Here is a 20,640-nt window from a genome sequence, read left to right as displayed (position 1 = left end):
CTACTACACCCCCCAAACTGCCTATGTTCGTCGGAGCTCTCGAGCTCGACATCCTGCTCGGTGACGTCCATTCGCTGAAGCAGAAGCGATCCGTGGTCCGCCCGGTGCTGGCCGAGCTGCGCAAGCGCTTCACCGTGTCGGTGGCCGAAGCCGGGCACACCGATCTGCACCGCCGGACCATCATCGGGGTGGCCGTGGTCGCCGAAGGTGGCGAGCACGTCCGTGACGTGCTCGACTCGTGTGAGCGGTACGTGGCGAGCAGGCCGGAGTTCGAACTGCTCTCCGCCCACCGCCGGCTGCTCGGCCCAGACGATTGAATTTCTCTAGGAGAACGACATGGCTGATCCTGCTCGGGCTCGCAAGCTCGCCAAGCGGATCTCGCAGATCGTCGCGTCGGCGATCGAACACGAGGTCAAGGACTCCCGGCTGGACTACGTGACCATCACGGACACGAAGGTCACGGGTGACCTGCACGACGCGACGGTGTACTACACGGTGCTGGGCGAGAAGCTGGACGTCCCCCCGGACTTCACCGGCGCCGCCCTCGCGCTCGAATCGGCGCGCGGGATGCTCCGCACGAAGGTCGGGCAGGGCACCGGCGTCCGCTACACGCCGACGCTGACGTTCGTCGCCGACACGATCCCCGAAGAGTCGAAGCGGATCGAGGACCTCCTCGCCAAGGCCCGCGAGGCCGACGCGGAGGTCGCGCGGCGCGCGACCGGGGCCCAGCACGCCGGCGAACCGGACCCGTACAAGGCGCCTCGCGAAGAGACCGAAGACGACGAGCTGGCGGAGGAGGAGAGCCGGGGCTGACCTGTGCTCTCCCGCCGCGGCCTGCTCGCCGGCAGCGCACTCGCGCTGCTGGCGGGCTGTTCGTCGACGCCGTCCGGGCCGCCACCCGGCCCACCCGCGGTGCCGGCGCCGACCCGGCCGTCGGCGCCGCGCGACCCGGTGACGGTCCAGCGCATGCGGTCGGCGGCCCGCGGCACCGACGTCGACCTGGTGCTGGTCACGCCCGAAGGTGTCCCGGCAGCAGGACTACCGGTGTGCCTCGCCCTGCACGGCCGCGGTGCGAGCGCGCGGACGTTCCTTTCCCTGGGCGTCCCCGCACTGCTGACGGCGGCGGTCCGGGCGGGCACGCCGCCCTTCGCGATCGCGGCGGTCGACGGCGACCACTACTGGGTGGACGTCGGTTCCGGCGACGCCCCGCAGCGGATGCTCACCGAGGAAGTCCCGAACTGGCTGGCGGCCCGCGATCTGCGGCCGGCGTCGGCGGTGTTCGGCATTTCGATGGGCGGTTTCGGCGCGCTCCGGTTCGCCCGTGCCCACCCGGATCTCAAGGCGGTGGCGACGGCGAGCGCCGCGCTGTTCGTCAGCTGGCCGGATGCCCGCAGCCGCAAGGTGTTCGCGGACGAGGACAACTGGCGCGCGGAGGAACCGTTGCTGCACACCGGCGATCTGCGGGCCGGGCAGCTCGGCGTCTGGTGTGGCGAGTCGGATCCGTTCCTGGGCGCGGACCGGAAGCTGGTGAAGGCGGTTTCCCCGGCGGTTTCCCGGTTCTCGCCGGGCGGGCACAAGGATGAGTACTGGCGCGAGGTGCTCCCGGAGGTCCTGAAGTTCGTGGGGGAGCGGCTGTGAGTGATCCGGCTTCCGGGCTGAGCAAGGCCGTCTGGACCAACGCGGACTTCCCGGTGATGGGCTGGCACGACAGCCGCGTCCACGCACTGAGCATCCTCGAGGACGACGACCTGCCCCCGGGCCGGCTCCTGCTGGACCTGGACTACATCGTCCGCTGGGTCGAGCCCGCCCGGGGAGAGCAGCACTTCACGTTCTGGGTCGCCCCCGCGACGCTGGTGTTCGAGCAGGTCTGGGACATCACCGGCGACATCGGCCCGCTGCACGGCAGCCTGGAGATCGCGGACCTCCACCGCCTCGACCCGCCCGACGACAAGCCGTATCCCGCGTGGCACCTGGAAGGGCACGAGTTCGACCTGAGGTTCCGGGCGACGGGCTTCCGGCAGTACATCCGCGCCCGGCCACGGCACGTCGACCGGCAGGTTCTCACCATGGCCGAACGCGGAGGACTCGGCTTCGCCGAGCAGGCTTTCGCCTAAGCCACCATCGCGAACGCGCCGTAGAACTCGCCGTCCATCGACCGGGCGCCGTTGCGGTCGGGGCTGACCTCGGCGCCCACCCAGCCCTGGAACGCTCCCGAGTCGTCGATCACCTGCAGCAACGGCCGCACGTGGCTGTTCAGCAGGTAGCAGCCGTCGTAGGAGAGACACTCGCACCAGAACTCGTAGCTGTTGCGGCGGCCGCCCAGATCGCCGGTCAGGTAGTAGAACCGTCGGTCACCGCTGTCGGCGAGCTTCTTCACGCACGCGTCGTACTCGGCGGTGCCCGGGTTCGGGCAGCAGGACGCCGCGTCGCAACCCGCGTTCCTCTGGACGTACCCGAGGCACGAACCGTCCGTGCAGGCGTTCCAGGTGGGGCCCACCTGGAAGCTGCCGCCCGACCCGCGGGCCACGGTGGTGACCTTCAGTCTGTTCCAGCTGTGCGCCTCGTACTTGTACGTCCGCTGCGTGGCGCGGACCGCGCTCATCGACGCCTTGCTGGTCTGGGCCAGCGAGGCGTTGCTCCCGTACGCGTAGCCGCCGGTGATCGAGTACGTGTCGCTCACCAGCTGCATCCGGCCCAGTCCCGGGTGCAGCTCGGAGACCGCCCAGGTCTCGCCGAGGTTCACCGCGGTCGTCGAGCCGTTGATCGTGCTGCTCGTCCAGGTGATCGTCACCTGACCGGAAGTGGAGTTGTCGGCGTAGGTGCCGGTGAAGTGGCCGTTCGGGTCACCGGTGAACCCGGGCGCGGTCTTGATCGCGCAGTTGTTCCGCGGGTTGGTGCCCGGCTGGAACTCGCCGCAGTAGTAGACGTCCCCGCTGTTGACCGGGACGGGGTAGTCACGCTGGCTCCACGTCCAGAAGTTGTGCTGGACGGCGTTGCTCGACGGGTCGAACACGAGATAGCCCAGCCGCAGGTAGTTGCTGCCGGCGGCGTCGGTGAAACCGGCGACGCTGACCACCCAGTTCTGCTTGCCCAGCGGCGGTGGTGCGGCGTGCGCGGCGGACGCGCCGAGCAGCAAAGTCGACGCGAGCATCGAAAGGACGACAGTCACCAACACGCCGAACCGGCGGAAAACCCCCATTTGCATGGGCGGAGCGTAACTCATGGATCGGTCATTTCGAAGCGAACAGAATCGCCTGCGACACCTCGGATCCGGGGCTCAGCAGCCATTCCGCGTCCACGGTGAACCCGGCGTCCCGCACCCGCCGGGCCAGCCACCACGGCTGCCGGAGGTGGACGTTGACCCGCATCGGGTGCCCGCCGTAACCCTCGGTCTTGAGCCGGGTGCCCACACCGACGTGGTAGCCGATCATCAGCAGCCCGCCCGGCCGCAGCACGCGGTGGAAGTGCCCCAGCGCCGCCGGCACCGCCTCGTCCGGGACGTGGATCAGCGACCAGGACGCCAGCACGCCCGCGACCGACGCGTCGGGCAGTGCGAGGTCCGTCATCGACCCCACTTCGAACCGCAGTTCCGGGTGCGACCGGCGAGCCAGGTCGATCATCCCCGGCGAGAGGTCGATGCCGGACACCTCGACCCCGAGCGAAGCCAGGTACGCCGTGAAGTGCCCGGGGCCGCAGCCGACGTCCACCGCCGGCCCGTCGACCTGCGTGGCGAACAGCGTGAGCGCGGCCTTGAGGTACGGCTGCTTCTCGAGCGCGTCCGACACGTAATCCGCGTAGCTTTCCGCCACCGTGTCGTACGAGGTGGCGGTGTCCGCGAGCCAGGTCATCGCGGGCGCAATCCGTCGAGCACCAGGGCGAGGCCGCGCCGCCAGTCCGCTGCCGCGGACGCCCCGGCGAACACCACCGCCAGGTCTTCGCCTCGGAAGTCCGGCCGCAGCGCCCCGGCTTCCTGGGCGCGCGCGATGATCCGCGTCATCCGGGAAGCGTTGGCGTGCTTGGCTTTCTCCAGTCCCGACGCCGGGTCGAACGCCCGCGTGCACACCTCGGTGAACCCGCGGTCGGCCACCAGCATCCGGACCGATCGCTCGACGAACAGGACGAACCCCGCCCACGGGTCGGCACAGGCGAGGGCGTCTTCGCTGATCGCCCGGGCCTCCTCGAGCACCGGCAGGAACGCGGCTTCGACGAGGTCCGCCCGCGTCGGGAACCGGTTGTAGAGGGTGCCGATCGCCACCTCGGCCCGCCGGGCGATCTCGTCGAGCGGGGCGTCGACCCCCTTGGCGCCGAACACTTCCCGCGCCGCCGCGACCAGAGCTTCCCGGTTGCGCCGGGCGTCCGCACGCAGGGGACGTTGCTCGACGGTCACGCTGCGGAGTATAGCGGCGGCTGCCTCCGTGGCCGGAACCTCACCGCGTCCCGAAAGCGCTTTGCCGGCTCAGGAAGCTGGTTTCACCGCGACGACCAGGTCGCGCAGGATCGCCTGGTCCACCCGGTGGGCGAACTCCGCCCACGGGCCGCCCTCGCGGACGTCGAGGCCGGCCTTCCGCAGCACCTCGACGAGTTCTTCCCGCGGCAGCACGGTGGTGTTCCACGAGATGCCGAGCGCGCCACCCGGCCGCAGCACCCGCGTCCACACCGGCACCGCGGCCGCGAGCAGGTCACGGGGACTCCGCTGCAACCCGGCTTCGCGGTGGCTGCCGTGCTGGACGCCGTACGGCGCGTCGGTGACGATCACGTCGAAGGAGTTCGCCCGCAGGACCTCGTCGGTGGTCAGCGTGTCGGCGTTGAAGTACGTGAGCTTGCGGGTGTCGCCCGCCTTGAACTCTTCCTTGGTCAGCGCGTACTCGATGTCGAGCCGGCGGCCGAGGCGGACCTTGTTGCGCCGGAGCTGGCCAGACTCGGCGGTGTGCTTCACGCGCTTGTTCCGCAGCCACGTCTTGATGAAGGCCTCGTAGGCCTCGAAGTCCTTGGCGTCGACGTCCAAGCCGGTGGCGTGGAGGCCGTACATCATCGCCTGGTTCAGCGTCGTGCCGCGGCCGCACAGCGGGTCGAGCAGGTACTTGACCTTTTCCGAGAAGGGATCCGCGGTGGCCATCAGCGTCACGTTCAGCAGCAGCTTCGTGAACAGCTCGTTCGTCTTGCCCGCGTACTTCTGGATGGTCAGCAGGTCCGAGTCGGCCTTCGCCAGCGGTGTCACGGTCACCGGGCGCAGCACGCCGTCACCCACCTCGAACAGCGCGTACAGCGACGAGAGGTTCGAGAGCAGCGCCAGGTCGCGCTCGCCCAGCGGCGCCGAGCTGGTGAAGCGCACGTAGCCGACGCCGCCCAGCTCGACGTCCTCGATCGCGGACAGCTCGGCCGCCAGGCCCGCGCCGAACACCGCCAGCTCGGCGCGCAGCAGCGCGGGGGAGGAGGCGGCGTAGACCCGGTTGGCCGACGGGTAGACCAGCATCGCGTACTCAGGCATCCCGCAGAGCGTAGCGTGACGCACCGTGACTCCTACTTTGGCGCAGGACATCCGGGACGCGGCGGCGCTGCTCGCGTCGGCCACCGACGTGACGGTGCTCGGGCACGTCCGGCCGGACGCGGACGCGCTGGGCAGCGCGCTCGCCCTCGGACGGGCCCTGGTGCGGCGCGGCGCGAAAGTGCGCGTCTCCTTCGGCGAGCCGGACGAGGCCCCGGAGACGCTGCGGTGGCTCGACGAGGACGGCCTGCTCACCCACCCGGACGACCTGCCGGACACCGAGCCGCTGCTGGTCTGCGTCGACACGCCGGCGCCGAAGCGGCTGGGCCGGCTCGCCGGGCGCGTCGAGCTCGCCGGCGCGGTGCTGGTGATCGACCACCACGCGACCAACACGTTCTACGGCAGTTGCAACGTGGTCGACGAGAGCGCCGAAGCCAGCGCGGTCCTCGTGTTCCGGGTCCTGGACGAACTGGGCGTCCAGCTGGACGAGCCGATCGCGCGCGGGCTCTACGCCGGGATCGTCACCGACACCAGCGGGTTCCGCCGGGCGAGCCCGGAGACGCACCGGATGGCGGCGCGGCTGCTCGAGGCGGGCGTCGACCCCGAACTGGTGGTGCGGCGGATCGTCGACGAGCGGCCGTTCACGTGGCTGCCGATGCTTTCGTCCGTGCTGCGCGAGGCTCGGTTGGAGCCGGACGCGGCGCAGGGCCGGGGTTTCGTGCACGCGGTCGTCCGGGTCGACGCGGCGCGAACGGTGCGCGGCGAGGAGGTCGAGTCGGTCATCGACGTCGTCCGCTCGGTGCGCGAGGCGGCCGTCGCGGCGGTGCTCAAGCAGGACCCGGCTCAGCCGGGCCAGTGGCAGATTTCGTTGCGCTCCATCGGTATCGACGTCTCCGCGGTGGCCGCGGAGTTCGGCGGCGGCGGGCACCGGCAGGCCGCGGGCTGCACGATCGCGGGCACCGCCGACGAGGTCCTGGCCGGCCTGCGTGACGCGCTGGAGCGGGCGCCGCTGCTCTAGCGCCGTTCCCGCCGGTCAGGAATGTCGGTGGTGGCGGTTAGAGTCCGGCTCGTGGTGAACGTGGAGGAGACCGAGCGGGTTCCGGCGAAGCGCGTGCTGGGCCTGGCCGTGCCCGCGCTCGGGGTGCTGGCCGCCGAGCCGCTGTACGTGCTGGTCGACACCGCCGTGGTCGGCCATCTCGACGCGCTGTCGCTGGCCGGGCTCGCGCTCGGCGGCGTCGTGCTGGCCCAGGTGTCGAGCCAGCTGACGTTCCTGTCGTACGGCACGACGTCCCGCACGGCCCGCCTGCACGGCGCCGGCCGCCGGGCCGACGCCGTGCGCGAAGGCGTGCAGGCGACGTGGCTGGCGCTGTTCGTCGGGCTCTTCGTGCTGGTCGCCGGGCAACTGCTGGCCTGGCCGATCGCCCGGGTGCTGTCGGGCAGTGACGAGATCGCGGGCGCGGCGGTGTCGTGGCTGCGGATCGCGCTGTTCGGGGCGCCGCTGATCCTGGTCACCATGGCCGGCAACGGCTGGATGCGAGGCGTGCAGGACGCCGCGAAGCCGTTGCGCTACGTGCTGGCGGGCAACGGGATCTCGGCCGTGCTGTGCCCGGTCCTCGTGTACTGGGCCGGGCTCGGCCTGGAGGGTTCCGCAATCGCGAACGTCGTCGCGCAGGTGATCAGCGCGGCGCTGTTCTTCGCCGCGCTGGTGAAGGAGAAGGCCGGGCTGCGGCCGGACTTCAAGGTGATGCGCGCCCAGCTCGGCCTCGGCCGGGACCTGGTGCTGCGCAGCCTGGCGTTCCAGGCGTGCTTCGTCTCGGCGGCGGCCGTCGCGGCCAGGACGTCGACCGAGGCGGTCGGCGCCCACCAGGTGGTGCTGCAGCTGTGGACGTTCCTCGCGCTCGTGCTCGACTCGGTGGCGATCGCCGCGCAGTCGCTGGTCGGCGCGGCTCTGGGGGCGAACTCGGCGCGGCAGGCGCGCGGGGTCGCCAACCAGATCACCGGGTACGGGCTGCTGCTCGGGTGCTTCCTGTGCGTGCTGTTCGCCGCGTTGTCGTGGGTGCTGCCGCACGCGTTCACGTCCGACCCGGGCGTGCTCGCCGAGATCCCGCACGCGTGGTGGTTCTTCGTGGCGCTGCAGCCGATCGCGGGAGTGGTCTTCGCGCTGGACGGCGTGCTCCTGGGCGCGGGCGACGCGGCCTTCCTCCGCAACGCGACGCTCGGCAGCGCGGCGCTGGGTTTCCTGCCGCTGACCTGGGCGTCACTGGGCTTCGGCTGGGGCCTGACGGGCATCTGGACCGGCCTCTCCCTGTTCCTGGTCCTCCGCCTGGTGGCGGTGCTGGTCCGCTGGCGCTCCGGCACCTGGGCAGTGACCGGCGCCATCCGCCCCACCTGACGCCGTAACTCGCGTGATCAGGCCCGTAACTCGCGTGATCGAGGCCGGAACTCGCGAGTCACGGCCTCAATCACGCGAGTTCCGCCTCCAATCACGTGAGTTCCGCCTCCAGACACGTGAGATGCCCCTTCAATCACGCGCGATGCCTCTCTGAGCACGTGTGATGCCCGTGACCTGTGGGGAATGCCACCCGGGTCACGGCTATGTTTCGACGTTGCTTAGGCGATACAAGTAGTGGGGACGGCAGCGTCGGCGTCCGCACGACCCGAACGCCGAAATCCTGGAGGAACCTGTGCCGCCCGCCACCGGCCGCGCCACCGCCCGGTCCTGGCTGATCTGGCTGTCCGCCGTCACCGTCTACCTGCTCGCGGTCTTCCACCGCACCTCCTTCGGCGTCGCCGGGCTGCAGGCGGCCGAGCGCTTCGGCGTCGGCGCGGCCGCGCTCGGCACGTTCACCGTGCTGCAGGTCGGCGTCTACGCCGCGATGCAGATCCCGACCGGCGTGCTGGTCGACCGCTACGGCCCCCGCCGCGTGCTCACCGTCGCGGTGCTGGTGCTCGGCGCCGGTCAGCTCCTGCTCGGCGTCGCGCATTCGTACGGCCTCGGCCTCCTCGCCCGCGGCGTGCTCGGGCTCGGTGACGCGCTCACCTTCGTCAGCGTGCTGCGCCTGGTCGCGGCCCACTTCCCGGGCCGTCAGTACGCGCTGCTGACGTCGTTCACCGCGGCCGTCGGCTACATCGGCAACCTCGCCGCCACCGTCCCGCTGTCGCTGCTGCTCGACAGCGCCGGCTGGACGCCCACCTTCCTCGCGGCCGGCGCGCTGACCGTGCTCTACACCGTCGTCGTGACGCTGCGGGTCCGCGACGTCCCGGCCGGCGTCCCGCAGCCGGTCCGCGAAGCCGTCCGGCCCCGCGAGCTCGCGCACCAGGTCGCCGAGGCCTGGCGGACGCCGGGGACGCGGCTGGGCTTCTGGGTCCACTTCAGCACGATGTTCGCGCCGAACGCGCTGACGCTGCTGTGGGGCGTCCCGTGGCTCGTGCAGGGCCAAGGGCAGTCGAAGGCGACGGCGAGCGCGCTGCTCACCGTGTTCGTCTTCGGCTCGATGGCGGGCGGCCCGCTGCTGGGCGGCCTGATCGGCCGCCGTCCGTCGCTGCGGATGCCGCTGGTCGGCGGGTACATCGGCGGGGCCGCGCTGCTCTGGGCGGTGCTGCTGAGCTGGCCGGGGCAGGTGCCGGTGGCGCTGTTGGTGCCCGCGTTCGCGTTCCTCGCCCTCGGCGGCCCGGCGTCGATGATCGGTTTCGCGCTGGCCCGCGACTACAACCCGCTCAGCCGCGTCGGCACGGCGACCGGCGTGGTCAACGTCGGCGGCTTCGTGGCGACGACGATCGCCGCACTCGCCGTCGGCGTCCTCCTGCAGGTGACCGGCGGAAACTTCCGGTGGTCGCTGCTGGCGCTCGTGGCGGTGCTGGCGCTCGGCACGTCCCGGCTGCTGGTGTGGTGGCGCCGGACCCGCGCCCACCTGTTCCTGGCCGAAGCCCGCGGCGAGGAGCTGCCGGTGCGCATCACCCGCCGCCGCTGGGACGCCGCCCTGCCGGAGACGCCCATCGTCGCCGCCTGAGACGTCACTTTCCCTAGGAAAGATGCGTCCCGGCCCCCCTCAGACGCATCTTTCCTAGGGAAAGTGACGGGTTTCGCAGGGAGTGACCGTCGTCCGTTCCACGAGCGGCGGCCAGTAGGGTTGCCGCGTGTCGAGCCCCAAACCGCCCCGTCGTCCCGCCCCGCCACCCGGTCTGCTGATCGTCGACAAGCCCGCCGGCATGACGTCGCACGACGTCGTCGCCCGGGCCCGCCGCATCATGGGCACCCGCAAGGTCGGGCACGCCGGCACGCTCGACCCGATGGCGACCGGCGTGCTGGTGCTCGGCATCGAGCGCGCCACCAAGCTGCTCGGCCACCTGGCGCTGGACCGCAAGACCTACCTGGCCACCCTCAGCCTCGGCAGCGCCACCACCACCGACGACGCCGAGGGCGAAGTCCTCACGCGAGCCGACACGAAGAACGTCACCGATGAGCGGATCGCCGCCGGGATCGGCAAGCTGACCGGCGACATCCAGCAGGTGCCCAGCGCGGTCAGCGCCGTCAAGATCGACGGCAAGCGCGCCTACGCCCGGGTCCGCGCCGGTGAGGACGTCGTCATCCCGCCGCGGCCGGTCACCATCTACCGCTTCGACGTCCTCGCCGTCCGCCACGAGGAGGACCACGTCGAGGTCGACGCGGTCGTCGAGTGCTCCTCCGGCACCTATGTCCGCGCGCTGGCCCGCGACCTCGGCGCGGACCTCGGCGTCGGCGGTCACCTCAAGGCCCTCCGGCGCACCACGGTCGGCCCCTTCACGCTGGCCAAGGCGAGGACCCTCGACCAGCTCGAGGAGCAGCCGGAGCTGAGCCTGGACCTCGACGCCGCCGTCGCCGCCGCCTTCCCGCGGCGCGACCTCGACGCGGCGACGGCCAAGGCGGTCCGGCACGGCCAGCGCATCCCGGCGGCCGGGGTCGAGGGCACCTACGGGCTCTTCGGGCCCGACGGCCGGGTGCTCGCGCTGGCCGCCGACGAACAAGGCGTGTCCCGCGCGGTAGTCGTGTTGCTGCCCGCCTAGGGTGGGCTCGAAGAGACGGGAGTGCGACGTGCTGCGGTGGCGTGGGCTGGGGGACCTCCCCGGCGGCTGGGGCCGGTGCGTGGTCACCATCGGCGTGTTCGACGGTGTGCATCGCGGGCACCAGGAGCTGATCAACCGGACCGTGGCGGCGGCCGCCGAGCGCGGGGTGCCCAGCGTCGTGGTGACGTTCGATCCGCACCCGTCGGAGGTGCTGCGCCCGGGCAGCCACCCGGCGCAGCTGACCACGTTGCGGCGCAAGGCGGAACTCGTCGAGGGCCTCGGCGTCGACGTCTTCTGCGTGCTGCCGTTCACCCTGGAGCTGTCCCGGCTGCAGCCGGAGGAGTTCGTGCACGAGGTCCTGGTCGACCGGCTGCACGCGGCCGCGGTGATCGTCGGCGACAACTTCACCTTCGGCGCCAGGGCGGCCGGCGACGTCGCGTTGCTGCGCACCCTCGGCCGCCGGTTCGGCTTCGCCGCGTACGGCGCGGAGCTGCAGGGCAAGGAACTGTCCGAAGAGGACCAGTCGGCGATCACCTTCTCGAGCACGTACGTCCGGTCGTGCATCGACGCCGGCGACGTGGTCGCCGCGGCCGAGGCCCTCGGCCGCCCGCACCGCCTGGAGGGCATCGTCGTCCGCGGCGACGGCCGGGGCCACGAACTCGGCTACCCGACGGCGAACCTGTCGACGCCGCGCTTCGCCGCCGTCCCGGCCGACGGTGTGTACAGCGCGTGGTTCACCCGCTCGGCCGCCCCCGCGCGGCGGCTGCGCGCCGCGGTTTCGGTGGGCACGAACCCGACGTTCTCCGGGCGCGAGCGGACCGTCGAGGCGTTCGTCCTCGACGTCGACGAGGACTTCTACGGCCAGCACGTGGCGCTCGACTTCGCGACCCGGCTGCGCGACCAGGTGCGGTTCGCCGACTCGGCCGGGCTGGTCGCGCAGATCGACGAGGACGTCGTCGCGACGCGAACGGCGCTTGGGGACGCCGGCTGAGCGGCCGGCCGGGCGCAATCGGAGATTTCGCGTTCACGCACGTGGCTGCGGTGGCAAGATGCTCACGGACGGTGTGCACGCGGCACGGTGAAGGGTCTAGGGGAGCGGAACTGGTGGAGGACCACAAGATCGTCCAGCGGAACATCGCGTTGCAGCGCGAGTGGTACGGCGAGCCGCTCGGTGACCGGGTGCGCCGCCTCGTCGTCGCGTTCGATGTTTCGCAGGCGTTCCTGGCCGAGGTCCTCGGGATCAGCGCCCCCATGCTCAGCCAGGTGATGAGCGGGCGGCGGGCGAAGATCGGCAACCCGGTCGTGCTGGCCAGGATGATCATGCTCGAGCGCAAGATCCTGGTGCCCGAGGTCGCCGCCGGCAACCGCGACGCGATGCTGGCCGCGATGGAGGACGTCCGCGACTCCCGGCCCACGGTCGGCCGCGACAACATCCCGGTGGTCAACGAAGACCAGAAGGTCCTCGCCTACCTGCGCGACCTGGCCGAGGACGAGGACCTGGGCGAGGCCGCCAAGCGGCTCGACGACGAGTTCCCGGCCATCGCCGACCTGCTCCGCCGGGCGGGCCACGGCGGCTGATGAAGGCCCTGTTCAGCGCGCTGCTGCCACCCGGCGACGTCGTCGAAGCGGTCGCCGAGGCACTGGGCGCCCCCGGCGACAGCGGCCTGACCTGGGAGCCTCCGGAGAAGTGGCACGTCACCCTCGCCTACTACGGCCGCGATGACCTGCCCACCCGGGCGGCCTGGCTGGCGGAGAGGCTGGCCGGCCGCGCCGCCGTCGACGTCCGGCTGGAAAAGGCCGCGACGTTCCCCGGGGTGCTGTGGTTGACTGTCGCCGGAACGGAACTGACGCCGCTCGCGCACGCCGCGGGCGCCGGCGCCGAAGCGAGGCCGTACACGGCCCACCTGACGCTGGCGCGGTTCCCCCGGGAAGAACCGGGCCTCGCGCGGCGTTGGACCAACCGGCTGGCCGGCTTCACGAGCCGGAACTGGCGGGCCGCCGAGGTGGTGCTGATGACCAGCGAGCGCGAGCCGGGCGGACCCCGCTACCGGGTGGCCCGGACGTTCGAGCTTGTGAACCGCGCCTGAAGGCCCTGTTCAGAAGCCCTGCTCAGCGGGCTGGTAACCTCAACGATCGGGTCCGGCTGCAGTCCGTGGCGGCCGTGACCGTCTTCCCGGCGTTCATCCACGTCCGGGGCCGCACGGCACTGATTATTCCGAGGAGCAACACAAGTGGCGTTGTCCACCGAAGAGAAGAAGTCGATCCTGGCCGAGTACGGCGTGCACGACTCGGACACGGGATCCCCCGAGGCCCAGGTCGCGCTGCTGACCAAGCGGATCGTCGGCCTCACCGAGCACCTCAAGGCTCACAAGCACGACCACCACTCGCGTCGCGGGCTCCTGCTGCTGGTCGGCCGTCGCCGCCGGCTGCTGAACTACGTGATGAAGGTGGACATCGAGCGTTACCGTGCGCTGATCCAGCGCCTCGGCCTGCGCCGATAGCTGTTGCCCGAGGGGGAGTGACCGCCGGTCGCTCCCCCTCGGTTTAACAAGAGAAAGAAGCGGTGCGAGCGCGCACGAGGGACCGTCCGCCGGTCCTCGGTAGTGGTTTCCGGGAAGAGTCCCGGAGACTTCGATCGAAGACCGGCATCACTCCTCGCGCGTCCTCAGCGAAACGGGTCCCAGGGTGGGAGACTCGCGCCGTATAGAAGGAACTAAAGAGGAGAAACACCCTATGACCGACTCCACCGGAGTCACCGTGCACGAGACCGAAGCCGTGATCGACAACGGCCGGTTCGGCACCCGCACTGTCCGCTTCGAGACGGGCCGCCTGGCCAAGCAGGCCGCCGGCGCCGTCGTCGCGTACCTCGACGAAGAGACCATGCTGCTCTCGGCGACGACCGCGTCGAAGCACCCGAAGGACCACTTCGACTTCTTCCCCCTGACGGTGGACGTCGAGGAGCGCATGTACGCGGCCGGCCGCATCCCCGGCGCGTTCTTCCGCCGCGAGGGCCGCCCCTCGACCGACGCGATCCTCACCTGCCGCCTGATCGACCGGCCCCTGCGCCCGTCGTTCACCGACGGTCTCCGCAACGAGATCCAGGTCGTCATCACCGTCCAGAGCCTCAACCCGGACGACCCGTACGACGTGCTGGCGATCAACGCCGCGTCGGCGTCGACCCAGATCGCCGGCCTGCCGTTCTCCGGCCCGGTCGGCGGCGTGCGCGTCGCGCTGGTCGAGGACCAGTGGGTCGCGTTCCCGACCTGGACGCAGCTGGCGAAGGCGACCTTCAACATGGTCGTCGCGGGCCGCATCGTCGGTGACGACGTCGCGATCATGATGGTCGAGGCCGAGGGCACCGACAACACGCTCGACCTGATCGCCGAAGGCGGCAAGGCGCCGGACGAGGTCTCGGTCGCCGAGGGCCTCGAGGCCTCCAAGCCGTTCATCAAGGTGCTGTGCGAGGCCCAGCAGCAGCTGGCCGACGTGGCCGCCAAGCCGACCGGCGAGTTCCCGGTCTTCCTGGCCTACGAGCAGGACGCCTTCGACGCCGTCGCCGCGATCGCGACCGACGACCTGGCGAACGCGCTCCAGATCGCCGGCAAGCAGGACCGCGACGCCGCGACCGACCAGGTCAAGGCCGCCGTGCTGGAGAAGGTCGGCATCGGCGAAGGCGAAGCCTTCGAGGGCCGCGAGAAGGAGATCGGCGCCGCGTTCAAGGCGCTGTCCAAGAAGGTCATGCGCAAGCGCGTCCTCACGGACAAGATCCGCATGGACGGCCGTGGCCTCACCGACATCCGGTCCCTTTCCGCCGAGGTCGCCGTGATCCCGCGGGCGCACGGCTCGGCGTTGTTCGAGCGCGGCGAGACCCAGATCCTGGGCGTCACCACGCTGAACATGCTTCGCCTGGAGCAGCAGATCGACTCGCTGTCCCCGGAGACGCACAAGCGCTACATGCACCACTACAACTTCCCGCCGTTCTCCACCGGCGAGACCGGCCGCGTCGGTTCGCCGAAGCGCCGCGAGATCGGCCACGGCATGCTCGCCGAGCGCGCCCTGGTGCCGGTGCTGCCGAAGCGGGACGAGTTCCCGTACGCGATCCGCCAGGTCTCCGAGGCGCTGGGCTCCAACGGCTCGACCTCGATGGGCTCGGTCTGCGCGTCCACCATGGCGCTGTACAACGCCGGTGTGCCGCTGAAGGCGCCGGTCGCGGGCATCGCGATGGGCCTGATCTCCGACGAGGTCGACGGCGAGACCCGTTACGTCGCGCTGACCGACATCCTCGGTGCCGAGGACGCCATGGGCGACATGGACTTCAAGGTCGCCGGCACCAAGGACATCATCACCGCGCTGCAGCTGGACACGAAGCTCGACGGCATCCCCTCCGAGGTGCTCGCCGCCGCGCTGAAGCAGGCGAAGGACGCTCGCCTCACCATCCTGGAGGTCATCGCCGAGGCGATCGACCGCCCGGACGAGATGAGCCCGTACTCCCCGCGCGTCACCAGCGTGAAGATCCCGGTGGACAAGATCGGCGAGGTCATCGGCCCGAAGGGCAAGATGATCAACTCGATCACCGAGCAGACCGGCGCCGACATCTCCATCGAGGACGACGGCACGATCTACGTGGGCGCGGCCGACGGCCCGTCGGCGGAGGCGGCGATCGACCTGATCAACGCCATCGCCAACCCGCAGCTGCCCAAGGTCGGCGAGCGCTTCCTCGGCACCGTGGTGAAGACGGCCGCGTTCGGCGCGTTCGTCTCGCTGCTGCCGGGCAAGGACGGCCTGGTGCACATCTCCAAGCTGGGCAACGGCAAGCGGATCAACAAGGTCGAAGACGTGGTCAACGTGGGCGACAAGCTCCGCGTCGAGATCGCCGACATCGACAACCGCGGCAAGATCAGCCTGATCGTCGTCAAGGAAGACGACGCCGCCGAGGCGGCCCCGGCCGCCGAGGGTGACGCGCCCGCCGACGCCGAGAAGGCCGACGCCAAGTAGGACGCAAGTTCCGTCGAAGGCCTCCTGACCCGCACGGCGGCAGGGGGCCTTCGCGGCATCGTGAGTAAGGAATCCATGGCACGGCAGGTTTCCGGGCACGAACAGCCCGTCGGCACCACCCGCACGCTCGGGTCCACCCCGGACGGCGCGGTCGTCAAGCGCAGCGTCCTGCCCGGCGGCCTGCGGGTGATCACCGAGCACGTCCCGGCGTCCCGCTCGGCCACGGTCGGGCTGTGGGTCGGCATCGGCTCCCGCGACGAGCCGGTCGCCGTCGCCGGCGCCGCGCACTACCTCGAGCACCTGCTGTTCAAGGGCACGAAGAACCGCGACGCCACGCAGATCGCCGAGGAGATCGACGCGGTCGGCGGCGAGTTCAACGCCTTCACGGCGAAGGAGCACACCTGCTACTACGCGCAGGTGCTCGACGCCGACCTCCCGCTCGCCATAGACCTGGTCACCGACGTCGTGTTCGAGGCGCTCTGCACCGACCGCGACATGGACATGGAACGCAGCGTCGTCCTCGAAGAGATCTCGATGCGCGACGACGACCCCGAGGACCTGCTGCACGAGACGTTCGTCAGCGCCATCCTCGGTGACCACCCGCTCGGGCGCCCGGTGCTCGGCACCGAGAAGTCGATCGTCGAGATGTCGCCCGCGGCGCTGCGGAACTTCTACAAGCGCCGCTACACGCTCCCGCGGATGGTGCTGGCGGTGGCCGGGAACATCGACCACAACCAGGTGCTGCGGCTGGTCCGCAAGGCGCTTCGCGAGCGCTTGAACGGTGACGCGACGCCGATCGCGCCGCGCGAGGGCCGCGCTCGGATCAAGACGGTCCCGAAACTGGCCCTGCACCCCGACGACACCGAGCAGGCGCACGTCATGCTCGGCCTGCGGTCGCTGTCGCGCCACGACGAGCGCCGCTTCGCGCTGTCGGTGCTCAACGCGGCGCTCGGCGGAGGCATGAGCTCGCGGCTGTTCCAGGAGATCCGCGAGCAGCGCGGGCTGGCCTACCAGGTGTATTCGTCGGTCGCGAGCTACGCCGACACCGGGCACATGGCCGTGTACGCGGGCTGCCAGCCGGAGAAGCTCGGCGACGTCGCCGGCGTGATCCGCGAGGTGCTCGACAAGGTCGGCGTCGACGGCCTCACCGAAGCCGAGGTGGTCCGCGCGAAGGGCCAGCTGCGCGGCGGGCTCGTGCTGGGCCTGGAGGACACGTCGTCGCGGATGTCGCGGATCGGCAAGAACGAGCTCAACTACGGCCGCTACCTGGGCGTCGACGACACGATCGCGCGCATCGACGCGGTGACCACCGAGGATGTCTGTGCGCTCGCTCGCACTTTGTTCGCGCGCCCGGGCGGGGTCTCGGCGGCGGCGGTCGTGGGGCCGTACGCTCACGCCGACGACCTTCCTGACGACCTGCACGAGGTGATCGCTTCATGACCATCAACGTCGGTGTACTCGGCGCCCGGGGCCGGATGGGCGCGACGGTCGTGAAGGCCGTCGAAGGCGCGGACGACCTGAAGCTCGTCGCCGCGCTCGACGCGGGTGACGACTTCGCGCCGCTGGCCGAAGCTCAGGTCGTCGTCGACTTCACCCACCCCGACGCCGTCATGGACAACCTGAAGTACCTGGTGGAGCACGACATCCACGCGGTCGTCGGCACCACCGGCTTCAGCGAGGAGCGGCTCGCCGAGCTGCGGGGGCTGCTGGAGCCGAAGCCGTCGCTGGGCGTGCTGATCGCGCCGAACTTCGCCCTTGGCGCGGTTCTCGCGATGCGCTTCGCGGCCCAGGCGGCGAAGTTCTACGCGTCCGCCGAGATCATCGAGCTGCACCACAACCGCAAGGCCGACGCGCCTTCGGGCACTGCCGCGCACACCGCCCGGATGATCGCCGCCGCGCGTGCCGAGGCGGGCGTGACGCCGGGGCCGGACGCCACGACGGCCGAGCTGGACGGCGCCCGCGGCGCAACGGTCGAGGAAGTCCGCGTCCACTCGGTCCGGCTGCCCGGCCTGGTCGCGCACGAGGAGATCCTGTTCGGCGGCGAGGGGGAGACCCTGACCATCCGCCACGACTCGCTCGACCGGACGTCGTTCATGCCGGGCGTGCTGCTCGGCGTGCGCACGGTGGTGGCGCGGCCCGGCCTGACGGTCGGCCTGGAAAACGTCCTCGACCTGTGAAAGCCCGCCGGTGAAAGCTCGCAATGTGGCGCTGCTGCTGACCGCTGCGCTGGTGGTGTACCTGGTCCTGCTGGCGGACCGGGCGTTCGCGCTGTTCCGGTCGGGCACCGGCGTCGGGATCGCCCTCGGTGCCGGCGTGCTGCTGCTGCCTCTGCTGGGCATCTGGATCGTCGTGATGACCTGGCGCAACGGCCTCCAGGTGCAGCGCCTGTCCCGCCGTCTCGACGCCGAAGGCGCGCTCCCGGACGTCTCGGACCTGCCGCGCCGGCCCTCGGGCCGCGTCGACCGCGCGGCGGCCGACGCGTGGTTCGAGGAGCGCCGCGCCGAGGTCGAAGCCGACCAGGGAAACTGGCGGGTCTGGTACAAGCTGGCGTACGCGTACGACATCGCGGGCGACCGGCGCCGGGCGCGCGAGACCATGAAGAAGGCTGTCGAGCTCGAAGCCGCCGAACGGGCCCGTTGACCCGAATGGCCCCGGGCCTTACGGCCTTTCGGCAGGAGCCCTAGTCCTCCAAACGGAGCACGCTCCGGTGGCGATATATGGGGTGATCACGAACTCCCGTCACCAGAAGGACAGCCCTTTATGAGGATCAACCGCAAGTTCGCCACCGTGACCGTCGCCGCCGCGAGCGCGGCGCTGATGTTCGGTGGTGTCGCCCAGGCGTACACGCTGGACCAGGCGACGGGGACCGGTTTCGTCGGCAAGGGTGAGGTCCAGACGCCGTTCGGCTGGAACAACGCCAAGCTGCAGGCCAACGCCGCCGGAGTGAGCTTCAGCTACGACGCGACCGGCACCTACTCGGCCGTCTGCACCTGGACCACCGGGGAAGGCACCAGGGGCGAGAACACCCACAACGTCTCGCACTCCACCTCGACGTCGGTCGCCAGCGCGGTCGCCTACGACGCCCGCGTGAAGAACCAGATCACCGGCTTCACGCTCAAGGGCTTCGGGATCACCACGACCACCGGGACCGTGCCGGTCGTCGGCGGTGCCTGCCCGGGCAACCCGGGCACCGACGGGACGTGGACCTCCGTCGAGCAGACCGGGTCCACCGGTGGTGGCCTGTACGCCCACTACGGCGCCCTGTCGACGTTGCTGACCCCCACCGTTCCTGTCGTGTAACAGCGACTGACGCATTCGGCCCGCCCCATGTGGGGCGGGCCGAATGCGTTCGGCCGGTGTGGCATTTCCCTGACAGTTGTCGTTCATTCGGGAAATGCCGGGTGTTCGTACTATCGCCCGCATGAAACCGACGTCGTCTTCCCCTGGTGTGCGGGCGTTGTCCGCTTCGCTGCGCGAAGTACGCGAAGCGCGGAAATTCGGGTTGCGTGAGTTGGCGCGGGCGCTGGAGATCGACCCGCGGTTGCTGTCCCAGTGGGAGCTGGGGATCCGGGTGCCGCCGGTCGAGGAGGTCGCGCGCATTCTCGGGTACCTGCGGGTGGGCCGGGCCGTGACGAACCGGATTCTCTACCTGGCCCAGCATGCGAAGGATTTCAACTGGCTGGACTCCAACCCGTCGGACTTGCCCGCCGCGCTCACGGCGGTCATCCAGTGCGAACGTTCGGCTAGCTTGATCACCAACTGGTCCCCGCTGATCATCCCTGGGTTGCTGCAGATCCCCGACTACGCCCGCGCCTTGCTGACCGCTTCCGGCATCAAGCCGGAGGATGCCGACGCACGGTTGGTGGTCCGCCTGAACCGGCAGCGGATTCTCTTCGGAAATGAGCCGGTCCGGCTCAACGCGATCATCTCCGAGCTGGCGATCCGGGAGGTGGTCGGAGATGCGGCCATCATGTCCGATCAGATCGACCATCTGGTCGCCTTAGCTGACACATCTAACATTTCAGTGCGCATCGTGCCTGCGGACGCTGGCTACCATCCGGGCAAGATCGGCATGTTCACGATCTACGACTTCGAGGCCGACCCGGCGATTGTGCTCCTGGAGCACTACCACGCAAGCGGTTTCGTCAACGAGTTGGACGCTATCGCGAGCTACCGGAAGCTGGTAAAGCTCTTACTGGGCAAGGCATTGACCGAGGACGCCTCGCAAGCACTGCTTCGGGAGGCGGCGCGATAGGGGGCAGCATGTTCACCTGGCGCAAGTCGAGTTACACGGGAAAGGAAGAGTGCGTCGAGGTCGGCTTCGACTGGCGTAAATCGAGCCACAGCGCGAACGAAGCCGAGTGTGTCGAGGTGGCACTCTCCGGCACCGTCGGCGTGCGGGACACGAAAGCCCGCCACCTCGGCCAGCTCACCGTCTCCCGCGCCGCCTGGACAGCGCTCTGTTCAGTGGTGCAGCCAGCCCGCGAACACCGCGGGTGAAGCGGCTATCAAACTGAAGCGGATCCACCTTCCGGCCAAACCCGTGGTCAGGAACATCAAGAGCCGCATCCGCACGACCCCGGCCAGCACGCTCGTCGCCATGAACGGCGGCAGGCCCACCAGCGAACTCACCCCGTAGGTGCCGGCCATCCAGTGCGGGTGCCGGTGACAGCGGTCGCGCAGGACGTCGAGCCGGGCGCGCAGTTTCTGCGTGCGCTGCTGCCAGCGCACGCGCCGCGCGGTCATCGGCCGTTCGCGGTGCAACCGGTCCTGCAGCGGCTTCGGCAGCTTGATCGTGCCGCGCGCGGCGAGGAAGTACAGCGTCTTCCCGGCGACCTGCCCGACGGCCACCGCCGCTCCGAGCCACAGCCAGTGCAGCCCCGGCTGGCTCGCGCACAGCCCGAGGAGGAACACTTCGGCGTTGATCAGCGGCACGATGGCCGAACCGAACGCGACGCCCAGCGTCAGCAGGATCCAGCTCATCGTGTCACCCCCTGAAAATCGCTCGTGTCCATCCAAATTATCAGTTCGAAATCTCAAGACACTGGGGTCAACCCCCCTATTCGGTAGGGGGGTGCACCAGAAGGTCACCTGCCGGACGGCTTGCGGTCACCTCC

24 protein-coding genes are annotated in these 20,640 nt (G+C 70.5%); 19 read left to right on the top strand and 5 right to left on the bottom strand.

Going from position 1 to position 20,640, the window contains the following annotated elements:
* The first annotated feature begins 23 nt into the window (after nt 1-23).
* From AB0M82_RS03060 to AB0M82_RS03045, 4 genes are read left to right on the top strand one after another with little or no spacing between them, the layout of a single operon-like run.
* Nucleotides 24-317 (top strand): DUF503 domain-containing protein, encoded by a 294-nt coding sequence (locus AB0M82_RS03060; protein ID WP_364717132.1) that lies wholly within the window; start codon nt 24-26, stop codon nt 315-317.
* Between the two features lie 19 nt (nt 318-336).
* Nucleotides 337-813 carry a 30S ribosome-binding factor RbfA gene (rbfA, locus tag AB0M82_RS03055; protein WP_364717130.1) on the top strand — a complete coding sequence of 159 codons (477 nt, stop codon included), beginning with the start codon at nt 337-339 and terminating at the stop codon, nt 811-813.
* Between the two features lie 3 nt (nt 814-816).
* Nucleotides 817-1,638: an alpha/beta hydrolase-fold protein gene (locus tag AB0M82_RS03050; RefSeq protein WP_364717128.1), complete on the top strand. Its 822-nt coding sequence runs from the start codon at nt 817-819 to the stop codon at nt 1,636-1,638.
* Nucleotides 1,635-2,114: a hypothetical protein gene (locus tag AB0M82_RS03045; protein WP_364717127.1), complete on the top strand. Its 480-nt coding sequence runs from the start codon at nt 1,635-1,637 to the stop codon at nt 2,112-2,114. The genes AB0M82_RS03050 and AB0M82_RS03045 overlap by 4 nt, the downstream gene beginning before the upstream one ends.
* On the opposite strand, the gene AB0M82_RS03040 is transcribed toward AB0M82_RS03045, so the two are convergent.
* From AB0M82_RS03040 to AB0M82_RS03025, 4 genes are all read right to left on the bottom strand, one after another.
* Complete coding sequence (locus AB0M82_RS03040; protein WP_364717125.1) at nt 2,111-3,205, bottom strand: hypothetical protein; 1,095 nt, start codon at nt 3,203-3,205, stop codon at nt 2,111-2,113. The genes AB0M82_RS03045 and AB0M82_RS03040 overlap by 4 nt on opposite strands.
* 25 nt (nt 3,206-3,230) lie before the next feature.
* The gene (locus tag AB0M82_RS03035) at nt 3,231-3,848 is read right to left on the bottom strand and encodes a class I SAM-dependent methyltransferase (RefSeq protein ID WP_364717123.1); all 618 of its coding nucleotides are present in this window, start codon (nt 3,846-3,848) and stop codon (nt 3,231-3,233) included.
* Nucleotides 3,845-4,387: a helix-turn-helix domain-containing protein gene (locus AB0M82_RS03030; protein ID WP_364717121.1), complete on the bottom strand. Its 543-nt coding sequence runs from the start codon at nt 4,385-4,387 to the stop codon at nt 3,845-3,847. Before AB0M82_RS03030 ends, AB0M82_RS03035 begins: the two co-directional genes overlap by 4 nt.
* A 69-nt stretch (nt 4,388-4,456) precedes the next feature.
* Nucleotides 4,457-5,488, bottom strand: a complete 1,032-nt coding sequence (locus tag AB0M82_RS03025) for an SAM-dependent methyltransferase (protein ID WP_364717120.1) — start codon at nt 5,486-5,488, stop codon at nt 4,457-4,459.
* A 25-nt stretch (nt 5,489-5,513) separates the two neighbouring features.
* Here AB0M82_RS03025 and AB0M82_RS03020 point away from each other — a divergent pair, with 25 nt between their 5' ends.
* The 15 genes from AB0M82_RS03020 (at nt 5,514) to AB0M82_RS02950 (ending at nt 20,023) form a co-directional block, all read left to right on the top strand.
* Nucleotides 5,514-6,503 (top strand): bifunctional oligoribonuclease/PAP phosphatase NrnA, encoded by a 990-nt coding sequence (locus AB0M82_RS03020; protein WP_364717118.1) that lies wholly within the window; start codon nt 5,514-5,516, stop codon nt 6,501-6,503.
* 54 nt (nt 6,504-6,557) lie between these two features.
* A complete protein-coding gene (locus AB0M82_RS03015) occupies nt 6,558-7,877 on the top strand; it encodes an MATE family efflux transporter (RefSeq protein WP_364717528.1) in 1,320 nt (439 codons plus the stop codon).
* A 292-nt stretch (nt 7,878-8,169) separates the two neighbouring features.
* The gene (locus AB0M82_RS03010) at nt 8,170-9,495 is read left to right on the top strand and encodes an MFS transporter (protein ID WP_364717116.1); all 1,326 of its coding nucleotides are present in this window, start codon (nt 8,170-8,172) and stop codon (nt 9,493-9,495) included.
* 127 nt (nt 9,496-9,622) lie between these two features.
* Nucleotides 9,623-10,528, top strand: a complete 906-nt coding sequence (gene truB / locus AB0M82_RS03005; RefSeq protein WP_364717115.1) for a tRNA pseudouridine(55) synthase TruB — start codon at nt 9,623-9,625, stop codon at nt 10,526-10,528.
* Nucleotides 10,529-10,556: 28 nt separating this feature from the next.
* Nucleotides 10,557-11,519, top strand: coding sequence for a bifunctional riboflavin kinase/FAD synthetase (locus tag AB0M82_RS03000; RefSeq protein WP_364717113.1), 963 nt, complete (start codon nt 10,557-10,559; stop codon nt 11,517-11,519).
* 113 nt (nt 11,520-11,632) lie between these two features.
* Complete coding sequence (locus AB0M82_RS02995) at nt 11,633-12,106, top strand: helix-turn-helix transcriptional regulator (RefSeq protein ID WP_328451585.1); 474 nt, start codon at nt 11,633-11,635, stop codon at nt 12,104-12,106.
* Entirely contained in the window at nt 12,106-12,615 is a 510-nt protein-coding gene (gene thpR / locus AB0M82_RS02990) for an RNA 2',3'-cyclic phosphodiesterase (protein WP_364717112.1), read from the top strand. The genes AB0M82_RS02995 and thpR overlap by 1 nt, the downstream gene beginning before the upstream one ends.
* A 144-nt stretch (nt 12,616-12,759) precedes the next feature.
* Nucleotides 12,760-13,029 (top strand): 30S ribosomal protein S15, encoded by a 270-nt coding sequence (gene rpsO / locus AB0M82_RS02985; RefSeq protein WP_003084034.1) that lies wholly within the window; start codon nt 12,760-12,762, stop codon nt 13,027-13,029.
* Nucleotides 13,030-13,261: 232 nt separating this feature from the next.
* Nucleotides 13,262-15,523 (top strand): polyribonucleotide nucleotidyltransferase, encoded by a 2,262-nt coding sequence (locus AB0M82_RS02980; protein ID WP_364717110.1) that lies wholly within the window; start codon nt 13,262-13,264, stop codon nt 15,521-15,523.
* 75 nt (nt 15,524-15,598) lie between these two features.
* A complete protein-coding gene (locus tag AB0M82_RS02975; RefSeq protein WP_364717108.1) occupies nt 15,599-16,963 on the top strand; it encodes a pitrilysin family protein in 1,365 nt (454 codons plus the stop codon).
* The gene (gene dapB, locus AB0M82_RS02970; protein WP_364717106.1) at nt 16,960-17,700 is read left to right on the top strand and encodes a 4-hydroxy-tetrahydrodipicolinate reductase; all 741 of its coding nucleotides are present in this window, start codon (nt 16,960-16,962) and stop codon (nt 17,698-17,700) included. The genes AB0M82_RS02975 and dapB overlap by 4 nt, the downstream gene beginning before the upstream one ends.
* 10 nt (nt 17,701-17,710) lie before the next feature.
* Complete coding sequence (locus tag AB0M82_RS02965; RefSeq protein WP_364717105.1) at nt 17,711-18,163, top strand: tetratricopeptide repeat protein; 453 nt, start codon at nt 17,711-17,713, stop codon at nt 18,161-18,163.
* Between the two features lie 120 nt (nt 18,164-18,283).
* Complete coding sequence (locus tag AB0M82_RS02960) at nt 18,284-18,823, top strand: hypothetical protein (RefSeq protein ID WP_364717103.1); 540 nt, start codon at nt 18,284-18,286, stop codon at nt 18,821-18,823.
* Nucleotides 18,824-18,944: 121 nt separating this feature from the next.
* Nucleotides 18,945-19,778 carry a Scr1 family TA system antitoxin-like transcriptional regulator gene (locus AB0M82_RS02955; RefSeq protein WP_364717100.1) on the top strand — a complete coding sequence of 278 codons (834 nt, stop codon included), beginning with the start codon at nt 18,945-18,947 and terminating at the stop codon, nt 19,776-19,778.
* An 8-nt stretch (nt 19,779-19,786) separates the two neighbouring features.
* Nucleotides 19,787-20,023: a DUF397 domain-containing protein gene (locus tag AB0M82_RS02950; RefSeq protein ID WP_364717099.1), complete on the top strand. Its 237-nt coding sequence runs from the start codon at nt 19,787-19,789 to the stop codon at nt 20,021-20,023.
* Here the strand turns inward: AB0M82_RS02950 and AB0M82_RS02945 are convergent.
* On the bottom strand, nt 19,988-20,506 hold the full coding sequence (locus tag AB0M82_RS02945; RefSeq protein ID WP_364717097.1) for a hypothetical protein: 519 nt from the start codon (nt 20,504-20,506) through the stop codon (nt 19,988-19,990). The two genes, AB0M82_RS02950 and AB0M82_RS02945, sit on opposite strands and share 36 nt — an antisense overlap.
* Between the last annotated feature and the right edge of the window lie 134 nt (nt 20,507-20,640).

Origin of the sequence: Amycolatopsis sp. NPDC051128, assembly GCF_040682715.1 — a bacterium.
In the GTDB taxonomy this organism is placed as follows: Bacteria; Actinomycetota; Actinomycetes; order Mycobacteriales; family Pseudonocardiaceae; genus Amycolatopsis.
This window is presented reverse-complemented; position numbering and strand designations above follow the sequence as displayed.

Excerpts from the sequence above, each read along its gene's own strand:
- AB0M82_RS03060 (WP_364717132.1), top strand. The coding sequence starts at position 24 with ATGTTCGTCGGAGCTCTCGAGCTCGACATCCTGCTCGGTGACGTCCAT.
- rbfA (WP_364717130.1), top strand. The coding sequence starts at position 337 with ATGGCTGATCCTGCTCGGGCTCGCAAGCTCGCCAAGCGGATCTCGCAG.
- AB0M82_RS03040 (WP_364717125.1), bottom strand. The coding sequence starts at position 3,205 with ATGCAAATGGGGGTTTTCCGCCGGTTCGGCGTGTTGGTGACTGTCGTC.
- AB0M82_RS03035 (WP_364717123.1), bottom strand. The coding sequence starts at position 3,848 with ATGACCTGGCTCGCGGACACCGCCACCTCGTACGACACGGTGGCGGAA.
- AB0M82_RS03025 (WP_364717120.1), bottom strand. The coding sequence starts at position 5,488 with ATGCCTGAGTACGCGATGCTGGTCTACCCGTCGGCCAACCGGGTCTAC.
- thpR (WP_364717112.1), top strand. The coding sequence starts at position 12,106 with ATGAAGGCCCTGTTCAGCGCGCTGCTGCCACCCGGCGACGTCGTCGAA.
- AB0M82_RS02980 (WP_364717110.1), top strand. The coding sequence starts at position 13,262 with ATGACCGACTCCACCGGAGTCACCGTGCACGAGACCGAAGCCGTGATC.
- AB0M82_RS02975 (WP_364717108.1), top strand. The coding sequence starts at position 15,599 with ATGGCACGGCAGGTTTCCGGGCACGAACAGCCCGTCGGCACCACCCGC.
- dapB (WP_364717106.1), top strand. The coding sequence starts at position 16,960 with ATGACCATCAACGTCGGTGTACTCGGCGCCCGGGGCCGGATGGGCGCG.
- AB0M82_RS02960 (WP_364717103.1), top strand. The coding sequence starts at position 18,284 with ATGAGGATCAACCGCAAGTTCGCCACCGTGACCGTCGCCGCCGCGAGC.
- AB0M82_RS02955 (WP_364717100.1), top strand. The coding sequence starts at position 18,945 with ATGAAACCGACGTCGTCTTCCCCTGGTGTGCGGGCGTTGTCCGCTTCG.
- AB0M82_RS02950 (WP_364717099.1), top strand. The coding sequence starts at position 19,787 with ATGTTCACCTGGCGCAAGTCGAGTTACACGGGAAAGGAAGAGTGCGTC.
- AB0M82_RS02945 (WP_364717097.1), bottom strand. The coding sequence starts at position 20,506 with ATGAGCTGGATCCTGCTGACGCTGGGCGTCGCGTTCGGTTCGGCCATC.